This window comes from Bacillus sp. FJAT-29814 (assembly GCF_001510715.1).
Classification (GTDB): domain Bacteria; phylum Bacillota; class Bacilli; order Bacillales; family Cytobacillaceae; genus Neobacillus.
This window is the reverse complement of the sequence record NZ_LMTJ01000005.1, coordinates 479,963-492,728: the sequence shown is the minus strand read 5'-3', so window position 1 is coordinate 492,728 and position 12,766 is coordinate 479,963. Positions and strand designations below refer to the sequence as shown.

Annotated in this window: 12 protein-coding genes; 2 read left to right on the top strand and 10 right to left on the bottom strand. The window is 44.8% G+C overall.

What is annotated here, in order from left to right; translation table 11 throughout:
* Positions 1–39: 39 nt before the first annotated feature.
* The 8 genes from AR334_RS14835 to AR334_RS14800 form a co-directional block, all read right to left on the bottom strand.
* Positions 40–1,347: a dihydrolipoamide acetyltransferase family protein gene (locus tag AR334_RS14835; RefSeq protein ID WP_066312492.1), complete on the bottom strand. Its 1,308-nt coding sequence runs from the start codon at positions 1,345–1,347 to the stop codon at positions 40–42.
* Positions 1,348–1,358: 11 nt separating this feature from the next.
* Entirely contained in the window at positions 1,359–2,342 is a 984-nt protein-coding gene (locus AR334_RS14830; protein WP_066312489.1) for an alpha-ketoacid dehydrogenase subunit beta, read from the bottom strand.
* Positions 2,343–2,354: 12 nt separating this feature from the next.
* A complete protein-coding gene (locus tag AR334_RS14825) occupies positions 2,355–3,350 on the bottom strand; it encodes a thiamine pyrophosphate-dependent dehydrogenase E1 component subunit alpha (RefSeq protein ID WP_082692954.1) in 996 nt (331 codons plus the stop codon).
* A gap of 132 nt (positions 3,351–3,482) precedes the next feature.
* A complete protein-coding gene (gene lpdA, locus AR334_RS14820) occupies positions 3,483–4,904 on the bottom strand; it encodes a dihydrolipoyl dehydrogenase (RefSeq protein ID WP_066312484.1) in 1,422 nt (473 codons plus the stop codon).
* 22 nt (positions 4,905–4,926) lie between these two features.
* Positions 4,927–6,030 (bottom strand): butyrate kinase, encoded by a 1,104-nt coding sequence (buk, locus tag AR334_RS14815; protein WP_066312481.1) that lies wholly within the window; start codon positions 6,028–6,030, stop codon positions 4,927–4,929.
* Between the two features lie 142 nt (positions 6,031–6,172).
* Complete coding sequence (gene bcd / locus AR334_RS14810; protein WP_066312479.1) at positions 6,173–7,276, bottom strand: branched-chain amino acid dehydrogenase; 1,104 nt, start codon at positions 7,274–7,276, stop codon at positions 6,173–6,175.
* A 30-nt stretch (positions 7,277–7,306) separates the two neighbouring features.
* On the bottom strand, positions 7,307–8,212 hold the full coding sequence (gene yqiS / locus AR334_RS14805) for a phosphate butyryltransferase (RefSeq protein WP_066313868.1): 906 nt from the start codon (positions 8,210–8,212) through the stop codon (positions 7,307–7,309).
* Positions 8,213–8,344: 132 nt separating this feature from the next.
* Positions 8,345–10,420, bottom strand: a complete 2,076-nt coding sequence (locus tag AR334_RS14800; RefSeq protein WP_066313866.1) for a sigma-54-dependent Fis family transcriptional regulator — start codon at positions 10,418–10,420, stop codon at positions 8,345–8,347.
* A gap of 188 nt (positions 10,421–10,608) precedes the next feature.
* Between AR334_RS14800 and AR334_RS14795 the strand changes: the two genes are divergently transcribed.
* A complete protein-coding gene (locus AR334_RS14795; RefSeq protein ID WP_066312474.1) occupies positions 10,609–10,842 on the top strand; it encodes a DUF2627 domain-containing protein in 234 nt (77 codons plus the stop codon).
* A 31-nt stretch (positions 10,843–10,873) separates the two neighbouring features.
* On the opposite strand, the gene AR334_RS14790 is transcribed toward AR334_RS14795, so the two are convergent.
* The gene (locus AR334_RS14790) at positions 10,874–11,602 is read right to left on the bottom strand and encodes a glycerophosphodiester phosphodiesterase (RefSeq protein ID WP_066312471.1); all 729 of its coding nucleotides are present in this window, start codon (positions 11,600–11,602) and stop codon (positions 10,874–10,876) included.
* A 37-nt stretch (positions 11,603–11,639) separates the two neighbouring features.
* Between AR334_RS14790 and AR334_RS28960 the strand changes: the two genes are divergently transcribed.
* Positions 11,640–11,780: a YycC family protein gene (locus AR334_RS28960; RefSeq protein WP_082692953.1), complete on the top strand. Its 141-nt coding sequence runs from the start codon at positions 11,640–11,642 to the stop codon at positions 11,778–11,780.
* A gap of 38 nt (positions 11,781–11,818) precedes the next feature.
* Here AR334_RS28960 and spo0A read toward each other — a convergent pair whose 3' ends face one another.
* Positions 11,819–12,613 carry a sporulation transcription factor Spo0A gene (gene spo0A, locus AR334_RS14785; protein ID WP_066312469.1) on the bottom strand — a complete coding sequence of 265 codons (795 nt, stop codon included), beginning with the start codon at positions 12,611–12,613 and terminating at the stop codon, positions 11,819–11,821.
* Positions 12,614–12,766: the final 153 nt, after the last annotated feature.

Here is a 12,766-nt window from a genome sequence, read left to right as displayed (position 1 = left end):
AACAAATCTGGCCGCCTATGTAGGCGGCCATTTTTAACATTAGTAAATGGAAGTAGTCGATTTTGACATGTTTTCGATGATTTCTTTAACTCTGGCAAGGAATCGTCCGCATACAAGACCATCCAACACGCGGTGATCCAGCGACATGCACAGATTGACCATGTCACGGACAGCAATCATCCCATTGTTCATGACAACTGGGCGTTTTACGATCGATTCAACCTGGAGAATCGCTGCCTGCGGGTAATTGATGATACCCATAGATTGCACCGAGCCAAACGAGCCAGTGTTATTCACTGTAATGGTGCCACCCTGCATATCTTCAGGACGCAGCTTTCCGGAACGGACCTTTACAGCCAGATCGGAAATTTCCCGTGCAATTCCCTTGATTGTCTTTTCATCAGCATTTTTGATGACTGGAACAAATAAGGCATCATCTGTCGCTACTGCAATGGAAATGTTGATATCTTTCTTTTGAATGATTTTGTCACCGGCCCACATCGAGTTGATTTGCGGGTATTCTTTCAGTGCCTGGGCGACCGCCTTCACAAAGAAAGCAAAAAACGTTAAATTAAAGCCCTCTTTTTTCTTGAACTCATCTTTAAGCGAGTTTCTGTACTCCACAAGATTGGTAGCATCGACTTCGACCATTGTCCAGGCATGCGGCACTTCGTGCTTGCTGCGGAGCATATTGGCAGCAATTGCTTTGCGTACCCCAGTAACAGGAATTTCAATGTCTCCGGTACCTACCGGAATTGAAGGCGCAGGTGCCATTGCCGCTGGTGCTGTAGGCTGGGTAGAAACTGCCTGCTGAGCCGGCTCAGCTTGTTGAACAGGCTGTTCAACTGGTGCTGCCTTTTGCCCCGCAACAGGAATATTTCCGGACTCGATAATCTGCAACAAGTCCTTACGGGTGATCCGTCCGCCTGCACCGGTGCCTGACACCTGGCTTAAATCGATGCCATGCTCTTGGGACAGTTTTAGAACAGCTGGTGAGTAACGGGCTTTGTTGCCTTGGTCTTTACTGTCAGCTGCAGCGACTGCGCCAGCATCAGCAGCCTCAACGCCAGCCTGCGGCGCAGAAACTTCCGCGGCAACACCGCCGCCTTCCGTTTCAATCTTACAAATAATTTCGCCAACCGCTAGTGTGTCGCCTTCCCCGGCAATCAGTTCTTTAATGATCCCAGTAAAGGAGGACGGCACTTCGGCATTTACCTTATCGGTCATGACCTCAGCAAGCGGGTCGTATTTGTTTACCTTATCACCAACTGAGACAAGCCATTTGCTAATTGTACCTTCTGTAACACTTTCGCCTAACTGCGGCATTTTAATCAATTCAAGTGCCATATCTAAACCTCCTAGAACTCCGCAAGCTCGCGCATTGCTTTTTCCACTTTATCCGGATTGATCATAAAGAATTTTTCCATTGTTGGTGCATAGGGCATCGCCGGAACGTCCGGACCGGCCAGGCGTTTAATTGGCGCATCCAATTCAAATAGGCAATGTTCCGCGATAATCGCTGCGACCTCACTCATTATGCTTCCTTCTTTATTGTCCTCGGTCACAAGCAACACCTTACCCGTCTTCGATGCCGCTTCAATAATCGCTTCTTTGTCGAGCGGATAGACTGTCCGTAAATCCAGAATATGTGCTGAAATTCCGTCCTTCGCCAATTTTTCCGCAGCCTGAAGGGCAAAATGAACGCAAAGGCCATAAGTGATAACAGTAATATCTTCTCCTTCGCGCTTCACATCGGCTTTTCCGATTGGCAGCGTATAATCTTCTGTTGGGACTTCCCCTTTAATTAAGCGGTAAGCCCGTTTATGCTCGAAAAATAGCACCGGATCATTATCGCGAATGGCTGCTTTTAACAGCCCCTTTACATCATACGGCGTAGAAGGCATAACAATCTTTAAACCCGGCTGATTGGCAAACACCGCTTCCACCGACTGCGAGTGATAAAGGGCGCCGTGAACGCCGCCTCCATAAGGAGCACGAATCACAATCGGGCAGTTCCAGTCATTGTTGGACCGATAGCGAATTCTTGCTGCTTCGGAAATAATTTGGTTTACTGCCGGCATGATAAAGTCGGCAAATTGCATTTCCGCAATCGGGCGCATCCCGTACATCGCCGCACCGATACCAACACCGGCAATTGCCGATTCTGCCAGCGGCGTATCGATGACCCGCTCTTCGCCAAATTGTTCGTATAAGCCCTGCGTTGCCTTAAACACACCGCCTTTTACCCCAACATCCTCACCAAGGACAAAAACCTTTGGATCCCGTTCCATTTCCTCACGAATCGCCATTGTTACGGCATCGATATATGAAATTATCGCCATTTTCCTTCCCCCTTACCTGTCAGCATAAACAAATTTCATCGCGTGCTCCGGCGCTGCATACGGTGCATTTTCAGCATAATCAGTTGCTTCGTTCACCAATTTCATGACACGGTCATTGATTTCCTTTTCAAGCTCGTCGTTCATAACACCTGTTTCTTTTAAATAGGCGCCAAAGGTAATAATAGGATCTTTTGTTTTCGCCTTTGCAACTTCATCCGGAGCTCGGTAAGTGCGGTCATCATCATCGGAAGAGTGTGGAGTCAGGCGATAAGAAACCGTTTCAATCAAAGTTGGGCCTTCCCCGCGACGTCCTCGGTCTGCCGCTTCTTTTACTACTTTGTATACTTCAAGCGGGTCATTGCCATCCACGGTAAATCCAGGCATACCGTACCCAATCGCCCGGTCAGAAACGTTTTCACAGGCCAATTGCTTTTCTATCGGTACTGAGATCGCATATTTGTTATTTTCGCACATAAAAATCACCGGAAGCTTGTGGACACCGGCAAAGTTTGCCCCTTCATGGAAATCTCCCTGATTTGAGGAGCCTTCACCAAAGCTGACATAGGTGACAAAATCCTTTCTTTCCATTTTTCCAGCAAGTGCGACACCTACTGCGTGCGGCACCTGAGTGGTAACCGGAGACGAGCCCGTTACAATCCGGTTTTTCTTTTGTCCAAAGTGCCCAGGCATTTGCCGTCCGCCAGAGTTCGGATCCTCCGCTTTGGCAAATCCGGACAGCATCAGTTCTTGAGTTGTCATCCCAAAAGCGAGAACTACTCCCAAATCACGATAGTACGGGCATATATAGTCTTTTTCACGGTCAAGGGCAAAAGCAGCGCCAACCTGGGCGGCCTCCTGTCCTTGACATGAAATCACAAAAGGTATTTTTCCGGCACGGTTTAATAGCCACATCCGTTCATCAATCCGGCGGGCAAGGAGCATCGTTTCATACATATCCAGCACTTTTTCGTCAGATAACCCTAACGCTTCATGACGCTTTTCCACCATTGCATTCATTCCTCCCGATTGTTCGCTTGTTATTCATTTTTTCACAATTTCAATATTGGAAACTAAAGCCGGAAAAAAAGATGCTGAATACCAGCAACCTTTCTTCCTAAAAGTCCACTCTTAATCTAAAAATTAACCATGTATGGCTTTCCCATCCACTGCCAGCGCGGCTTCCCCAATAGCCTCTGACAAAGTTGGGTGCGGATGAATCGTATGAGCAATTTCCCATGGTACGGCATCCAATACCATTGCCAAGCCTGCCTCTGAAATCATATCGGTCACGTGCGGGCCAATCATATGGACACCGAGTAGATCTTCCGTCTCCTCGTCAGCGATGATTTTGACAAATCCATCCGCCTCACCGAACACAAGCGCTTTACCGATAGCCCGGAAGGAGAACTTGCCCACCTTTACTTTATGGCCTTTTTCCTTGGCCTGCTCCTCGGTAATACCGACACTGGAAACCTCAGGACTCGAATAAATGCATCGTGAAACCAGATTATAATCTATAGGTGAAGGATCTTCTCCGGTAATATGCTCCACGGCAACGATGCCTTCATGGGAAGCAACGTGGGCCAGCTGCAGGCCGCCAATCACATCGCCAATCGCATATATATGGGATTCTTTTGTTTGAAAAAATTCATTGGTCACAATAAATCCTTTTTCAACTTGAATCTCGGTATTTTCAAGCCCAATTCCTTCTGTATTTGCCTGCCGCCCCACAGAAACGAGCAATTTTTCCGCTTTAAATTCCCTTATTTCGCCTTTTACCTCGGCGGAAACGGAAACACCATTATCCTTAACAAGTGTTTCAGCAAGGACTTTTGCACCAGTTATTAGCTTGAGACCTTTTTTCTTCATTAACCGCTGCATTTCTTTGGAGATATCTTTATCCTCGGTCGGGATTACCCGGTCAGCGTATTCTATTACGGTAACCTCAACCCCGAAATCGGAGAGCATCGAAGCCCATTCGATTCCGATCACACCGCCGCCAACAATGATGATTGAGCTTGGCAAAGATTGCAGTTGCAATGCTTCATCAGAGGACATCACGTACTCCCCATCGATTTCCAATCCAGGCAATGTCCGCGGTCTCGAACCGGTCGCGATTATCACATTCTTTGGAAGTAGCATTTCATTTTCCGAACCGTTGTTCATTTCCACTGATATCGTTCCCGGCATCGGCGAAAAAATTGATGGACCAAGAATTCGGCCGATTCCTTCGTAAATATCAATTTTTCCTTGCTTCATTAAATGCTGAACACCTTTATGAAGCTGGTCGACAATTTTATTTTTCCGTTCTTGAACTTTGCTAAAATTAACTGATACATCGCCAGTGATGACCCCAAACTCTTCACCGCGTTTCGTTGTGGCGTATACTTCCGCACTTCTAAGCAGCGCTTTGCTTGGAATACAGCCTTTATGAAGGCAGGTGCCGCCCAGTTTCCCTTTTTCAACGATGGCTGTTTTTAAGCCTAGCTGTGACGCGCGAATGGCAGCAACATAACCGCCGGTTCCCCCGCCTAGTATCACTAAATCATATTCTTGTGCCACGTTTTCTTCCTCCTAAAAACCCCTATATTTTAACCGTTTCAAATTTGCCGGGATATTCTTTAACCTCTTCCTCGCCACGCAAGACCCGGAGTGCTCCTTCCGCTAAGGCTTGCAATTCATTCTCTCCCGGATGGACAATCACATCGGCAATCCAATTAATGCGCTCGCTGATTGATCGGACAAAATCCTTCCCATAGGCTAGCCCCCCTGTTAACACGATGGCATCCACTTTTCCGGAAAGCACAGCGCTTGCCGCTCCAATTTCTTTAGCTACCTGATAGGCCATCGCCTCATACACAAGTTCCGCTTTTTTATCACCTGCGGCAATCCGCTGTTCCACCTTTAGGGCATCGTTTGTTCCCAGGTAGCCAACAAGCCCGCCTTGGCCCACAAGCCGTTTCATAAGCTCATCTCGATAATGTTCTCCCGAAAAGCATAAGGCAATCAGGTCACCGGCCGGAACTGTACCGGCACGTTCAGGGCTAAATGGCCCATCCCCGTGGAGGCCGTTGTTGACGTCAACCACTCTGCCTTGTTTATGGACACCGACGGTGATACCGCCGCCCAGATGGGTGACAATTAAATTCAGCTCATTGTATTTTTTCCCCAATTCCTTCGCCACTCTTCTGGCCACTGCTTTTTGATTCAAGGCATGGAAGATGCTCTTTCGTTCAATTAGGGAAAACCCTGAAATCCGTGCGAGTGGATCTAATTCATCAACTACAACAGGGTCGACGATATAAGCGGGGATATTCAGGGCTGAGGCAATTTCAAACGCGATGATTCCGCCAAGGTTAGAAGCATGCTGACCCGAGAAACCAATCCGCAAGTCACGGAGCATCGTATCGTTAACACCATAGGTCCCGCCTTCAATTGGCCGTAGTAATCCTCCACGCCCGCAAACTGCACTTAACTTGGAAATATTAATTCCTTCGCTATCCAGAGATTCTAGGATGGTGTTTTTTCTAAATTCGTATTGATCAATGATAGTAGGAAAAGCATTGATAATATCTGCATCATGGCGAATGGTTTTCTCTAGAATGGAAATTTCATTATCGAAGACTCCGATTTTAGTGGATGTTGAGCCCGGGTTGATGACGAGAATTCGATAGTTTTTATTTGGCAACGTTTAGCCCTCCGTTTTGCTTCATATATAGAGTAAAAGAGAGTCCTATATCTGGGGAAATAACTGCCGATTCTCTAAAGGCAAAGACGCTGAATTTCTCATTCAGCGTTTTTGCCGGAACATATTTCACCAGTGAAGCAGTTTATCTTGTTCTTCTTCTACTTAAAATGTGGTGGCCATTTTGCAGGAATTGACTTCTTGAATTCCGCATTCTTTCAATTCTTTCTTCAGCCATCCGGTCTGCTGCCACATAGGTAGGGATTCCATCACGCTTGGAAATTTCAATAACCTTTTCAATGCTGTTGTAAATCGTTTCAACCTTTTTCAACGCACGTTCGCTATTGTATCCGTATAGCTCATCGGCAACGTTAATGACCCCGCCGGCATTGATGACATAGTCAGGTGCGTACACGATTCCCAATTCGTGAATAAGGTCGCCGTGACGCGTTTCCTTTAATTGATTATTGGCAGAACCAGCAATGACTTTAGCCTTTAATTGAGGTATTGTGTCGTCATTGATGGTGGCACCTAGAGCACAAGGAGCATAAATATCACATTCAACACTGTAAATTTCATTTGGATCGACCGCCCGGGCGCCGAAGTCTTCAACTGCTCTCATCACAGCTTCCTTATTAATATCTGTTACAATTAGTTGGGCGCCTTCTTCATGCAGGTGGCGACAAAGGGTATAAGCAACGTTACCTACACCTTGGATGGCAATTATTTTGCCTTCAAGCGAATCAGAACCAAAGGCTTCCTTTGCTGCGGCTTTCATTCCACGATACACACCATAGGCTGTAACCGGAGAAGGGTTTCCTGATGAACCGAAGGCAGGAGAAATGCCAGTTACATAGTCGGTTTCTTCATGGATTAAATCCATATCGGCCACTGTTGTACCTACATCTTCCGCAGTAATGTAGCGTCCATTTAAGCCCTGGACATAACGGCCGAAAGCACGGAACATTTCTTCATTCTTGTCTTTGCGCGGGTCGCCGATAATGACTGTTTTACCGCCGCCAAGATTTAAACCGGCTGCTGCATTTTTATATGTCATGCCCTTGGCCAATCTTAACGCGTCTTCGATCGCCGCTTCCTCGGTCTCATATGTCCACATCCGGGTTCCGCCTAATGCAGGTCCCAGAGTTGTATCATGTATCGCAATAATGGCTTTTAATCCTGATTGTTTATCCTGGCAGAATACCACTTGCTCATAATCATAATTTTCCATGTACTTAAAGATTTCCATTTTTTATTCCTCCTCGATTTTTGAAGTAATCTATTTTTGCACAGAACACAATGCCAATGCTAATGAGTAAAGCTTACTTTCAGCTGAATCGGCCCGTGAAGTTAACACAATCGGAGCTTTGGCCCCGGCAATAACAGCGCCGACTTTCGCGCCTGCAAAATAAATCAAAGATTTATACAAGACATTTCCTGTTTCAATCGCAGGTACCAATAAAATGTCTGCCTGTCCCGCCACATCACTTTGAATGCCTTTATGTTCCGCAGCCAAACTGGAGACGGCATTATCAAGGGCAAGCGGACCATCAATAATGCAGCCTGATAGTTGACCACGCTTATTCATCATTGTCAAAGCCGCGGCATCCAACGTGGCCTGCATTGCGGGATTTACGACTTCTACAGCTGCAATCGGTGCGACTTTTGGATTCTTAATCCCGATGGAATTCGCAATCGACACCGCATTTTTTATGATTTGCACCTTTTGCTCCAAATCCGGTGCAATATTCATTGCCGCGTCGGTGACAAGAATAAATCGGTCATATCCTTGGACTTCAAAGACAGCGGTGTGGGATAAAACATTTCCGGTCCGTAATCCGTATTCTTTATTTAAAACTGCTTTTAAAATGATATTGGTCGGAAGATTCCCTTTCATGACGACTTCCGCTTCTTTGTTAAAAATCGCTTTGACAGCTAATTCAGCTGCTTCCGCCTGAGAGGCAGCCTGAATAATCCTTACATGTTTGCCGGTTTTCCAGTCATACTTTTTCAGGTTGAGAATGGTGTTGATTTTTTCCTCATCACCAATTAACAGGAAATCGGCTAGGTCACGTTCCAAAGCATCCAATACCGCTTCAATCACTTCTACATCTTCTGCCGCTGCAACTGCAACTGTTTTTCTATTTGATTGGGTTGCTTTGTCAATCAGTGACTCCAGTAACAAGTTGTCATCAACCCTTTCCATCCATACTGCAACTCCATTTAGTTACTATGCAAGAACCGTGCCATAATATTTTTATGAAAACGCTTTATTTCTACGATGTTCGAGCCTGCAAATTTTTTCACAGTATGAAATTTATTGCGTGCTATTGTTTTCAAGTTTGTATTTTCCGAGCTTATAATATAAATTCCTTACAGACAAGCCAAGTGTTTTTGCTGTCAGCGTCTTGTTTCCCTTAAACCTGCTAAGAGTCTGTTGAATAATCCCCGCTTCGTATTCTTCCATTAATTCTGTTAATGTGCGGCCAGAGGTAATTGGATTGTGACCCCCAGTGTCGAAAACTTCGCTTTCCGTTAGTCGATTTTTCAATTCGGGCAAGTGCCGGATATCAATGAATGATTCGTAATAATTCATAAAAATGATTGCTCTGCCGAGAATATTCTCCAATTCCCTAACGTTACCAGGCCAATCGTACTCCATAAATTTGGTCAGCGCCGCAGATGTGATTCCTTCGACATTGCGCCCATAATCACGGTTTATTTTTAAAATCAGTCTCTCACATAAAGCAGGAATTTCTTCTTTGCGTTTCCTTAATGGCGGTATATGTATTGGCATCCGGTTTAAACGGTAATATAAGTCTTCCCTAAAGGTTCCTTTAGCAATCCCCTTTTCCAAATTGACATTGGTGGCGGCTATTATCCTTACATTAATGGCTATCGGTTTGGTCCCGCCGACACGGAGAATTTCACTTTCCTGAAGGACGCGAAGCAGCTTGGCTTGTGTATTGGCTGACAGTTCCCCGATTTCATCAAGAAAAATGCTGCCATTATTCGCTTCCTCAAAAAGACCCGTTTTCCCCCCTCTTAACGCTCCGGAGAAAGCCCCCGCTTCATAGCCGAACAACTCACTTTCAAGCAATGATTCGGAAATAGCCGCGCAATTCACGCGGATAAATTTGTTATATTTCCGGTCACTGGCATTATGGATGGCGTGGGCAAATAATTCCTTCCCGGTTCCCGATTCCCCGCGAAGCAGGACAGTTGCAGGCGTTTTGGCTCCAAGCTTGGCCTGTTCAATCGCCAGCATCATTTCATCCGATTTGCCGATGATATCTTCAAACGTATATTTTGCTTCAAGCTTGCGAATCAATTGCCGTGCCTGGTTCAATTCCCTGCTGAGCGATTTCATTTCTGACATGTCGTGAATAACTCCAACACTGCCTTTTAATTTTCCGCTTACGATAATCGGGGCAACATTAACGATGACCTCCCGTTTATTGGGGCCCACCCGCATATGTGCACCCCGCACAGCCTTTCTCGTTTGCAGGACTTTCATGTGCATGCTTTCGCCTTCGGAAATATCTGTTGTGGCAGGCTGGCCAATGACTTCTGCTTGCGACAGACCAGTAATCCGTGTATATGCAGGGTTAATCATGATCCCGCGGCCTGTCTCATCCACAACTGAAATCGCGTCATCACTAGAATCGATGATGGCCTGCAGCATTGTTTGTATTTCCTTCAAGTTGGTTATTTCCTCGGCAAGGTTTACGACCTCGGTAATATCCTTAAACACGGCCAGCGCCCCGATCAGTGTTCCGTTTTCCTCTATGATTGGGATCCTGGTGGTAATGATTTTGCGGCCATTGCCCAAGACCATTTCCTGGTTTGTTTCGATTCTGCGTGTTTCTAGAATAATTGGAAGCCTCGTATGCGGAATGACCTCGGCAATATATTTTCCTATCGCCAACTCTTTTTTCAGGTCCATCATCTCCTCGGCCCGGCGGTTAAATAAGATAACATCGCCCTTCCGGTTGATGACCACCATCCCGTCATTGGTAGCGTTAAAAATCAGTTCTTGGAGATAGGATTCATACTGTTGCTTTTGGATTAGTTCTTCTTTTTCCTCCATTAATTTCGAGACAAGAAAAGCCACACTGCCCGGGATTAGGATTGTTTTCTTATGTTTCTTGCTTCTTATCTCTTCAAATACTCTTTCACTTCCCGTTAGCTCGATTATAATATCGATTTGGTCCGATAAAAATGAGTTCCAATGTGTTCCCGTCTTGATTCCTTCTTTTTTTGCCATTAAAATTCCAGGGGCATCCTCATTTCGGTCAATTACAGCATACACATTCAGGACTTCTGATTCCTTTAGAATCTTTAATAACGCTGTTCCGCCTTTACCGGCGCCTACAATCATTACGTTTTGCATGTTTTTTCCCATTTTTTCACCTATATGCAGGAAGAATTTTTCAAGGTTCTCAAAAAATAATGCAACTTTTTTCAATATCTATTTTATCTTGAAGCGCTCATCTTGACAAATTTCTTCTATGTACTATTATTTTTTTGAAGGCTTATTGTTTTTGCACTGTGCCTTATTATTTTGTGGAAGGACTTGCTATGAAACGGATTATTGCACTTATTATTTTAGTTATTCCCGGTTTCTTGGCCGGATGGGGGATTAAATTGATGCGGGACATGACCTTCGGGATCCTGAATGCCCCCTTCCCATGGTATTGGCTGCAATTTCTGGTGGGATTGATTCTGTTTCTAGGCGGACTCGGATTTGTCGCCGGATTTATTCTGCACCGTGACCGAAAAAGAAATAAAGTTCAAACGAGATTTAAGAAATAATTTTCGTTTCCATTAAAAAAAGAGGCCATAATTATGGTCTCTTTTCATACTTTCTTTTAATTCTCACAGCATTGGCCGGGTCATCGGTTATGAAAGCGGTGCAATTTATATTGAACAGCCGCCGCATATCCGCCTCGCGGTTGACCGTATAAGGGCGGACGGCAATTCCATTTTCCATGGTTGCCGTGATAATATGATCTGGAAGCGTGGAATGCTTTGGATGAATCCCTTTCGCACGAATGGATTGCGAATAAATCCACGGCATATAAATGCTCTCTAGGAACAACGGGGCGGTTTCAATTTCTGGAGCCATCCGAAAACAGTTCACAATGCTATAATGATTAAACGAAGAAATGATAATCCGATCACTTAAGCCATACTTTTGGACGAGACCGATTACTTTTTCCTCCATGCCTTCATAAGGGAAAATGCCATTTTTCAATTCTATATTGCAAACCAATTTGGTTGTTTTCAGCCATTCTAGCACTTCTGTTAACGAAGGAATCGGCTCCTTTTTTGAGCTTTTCTTATTGGCATTGAATGAGCGAATCTCTTTATAAGTATGGTCCTTCACAAAACCTGTTCCCGACGTGGTCCGGTCTAATTTCTCGTCATGAATGACCACTGCCTCCCCGTCCCTTGTTAATTGAACATCGAGCTCCAACCCGTCTGCACCTACTTTTTCCGCAGCCAAAAACGCACTCATTGTATTCTCTGCAAAAGCAGCGGAGTAGCCGCGGTGAGCAAAAATTTGTGTCATGTAGTCACATCCTTATTAAAAATTGGGGGTAAAAAAGTTGAAACCATTGCATATTTCACCTGAAACAGCATTAAAGCTTTCGGAGAAATTAAAGGTCCCACTAGAACAGATTATGCACACGCCACAACATATTCTAATCCAAAAACTGATGGAACTTGAAAAAGAAAAAACTAAGTAAAAAAAGCCTCGCAAATGAGGCTTTTTTTACTGGTCCTTTCAAGAAGCTTTATGCTCCAAACGCAGTTTATCGGCGACCATCGCAATAAACTCAGAATTGGTTGGCTTCGCTTTTGACATGCTTACGGTATAGCCGAACAAAGAAGAGATTGAATCGATATTCCCGCGGCTCCAGGCTACTTCAATCGCATGGCGGATCGCACGTTCTACCCGGCTGGCGGTAGTGTTGTATTTTTTTGCAATATCGGGATATAAAACTTTGGTAATCGAACCCAATAATTCAATGTCATTGAATACCATGGAGATGGCTTCGCGCAAATATAAGTAACCTTTGATGTGTGCCGGAACGCCAATTTCATGAATAATGCTCGTAATGCTGGCATCAAGGTTTTTCGGTTTTGCTTCAGACTGTGAGCGATAGCTGGCAACCGGAGCCTTACGGGCTGAAAATGAGTTTCTTGAGCCACTTACCTGGCGAATATGGCTGCCTAGATTATCCATATCAAATGGCTTGAGGATAAAGTAAGAAGCCCCCAATTCAACTGCCTTTTTCGTCACGTCTTCCTGGCCGAATGCAGTCAGCATAATAACGTTAGGGAGTACACCTTTTTTTAGTTCACGAAGTCTCTCAAGGACTGCCAGACCGTCCAAGTGCGGCATAATAATATCAAGGACCAGCACATCTGGTTCAACTGTGCTTAACATTTCCAAACATTCTTGGCCGTTATGAGCTACTCCAGCCACTTCCATATCATCTTGGGATGAAATATAATCCTCCAATAAACCTACAAGTTCTCTATTGTCATCCACGACACAAACTTTAATCTTTTTCAACTCGGTTCCTCCTCAACTCTATTCAATTTCTCTATTTTAGTTCCAAGCATATTCGTCTAACTCTATTCTAAATTAGAAATTCGACAATGCAATAAAAATTCCTCTGTTTTTTTTAATATTTCTTAAATTAGTGATAAAATCTTATCTTTTCTT

Coding starts and splice junctions, on each gene's coding strand:
- AR334_RS14800 (WP_066313866.1), bottom strand. CDS start 10,420: ATGCAAAACGTAATGATTGTAGGCGCCGGTAAAGGCGGAACAGCGTTA.
- AR334_RS14790 (WP_066312471.1), bottom strand. CDS start 11,602: ATGACACAAATTTTTGCTCACCGCGGCTACTCCGCTGCTTTTGCAGAG.
- AR334_RS14830 (WP_066312489.1), bottom strand. CDS start 2,342: ATGGCGATAATTTCATATATCGATGCCGTAACAATGGCGATTCGTGAG.
- AR334_RS14825 (WP_082692954.1), bottom strand. CDS start 3,350: ATGGTGGAAAAGCGTCATGAAGCGTTAGGGTTATCTGACGAAAAAGTG.
- AR334_RS14835 (WP_066312492.1), bottom strand. CDS start 1,347: ATGGCACTTGAATTGATTAAAATGCCGCAGTTAGGCGAAAGTGTTACA.
- AR334_RS14795 (WP_066312474.1), top strand. CDS start 10,609: ATGAAACGGATTATTGCACTTATTATTTTAGTTATTCCCGGTTTCTTG.
- bcd (WP_066312479.1), bottom strand. CDS start 7,276: ATGGAAATCTTTAAGTACATGGAAAATTATGATTATGAGCAAGTGGTA.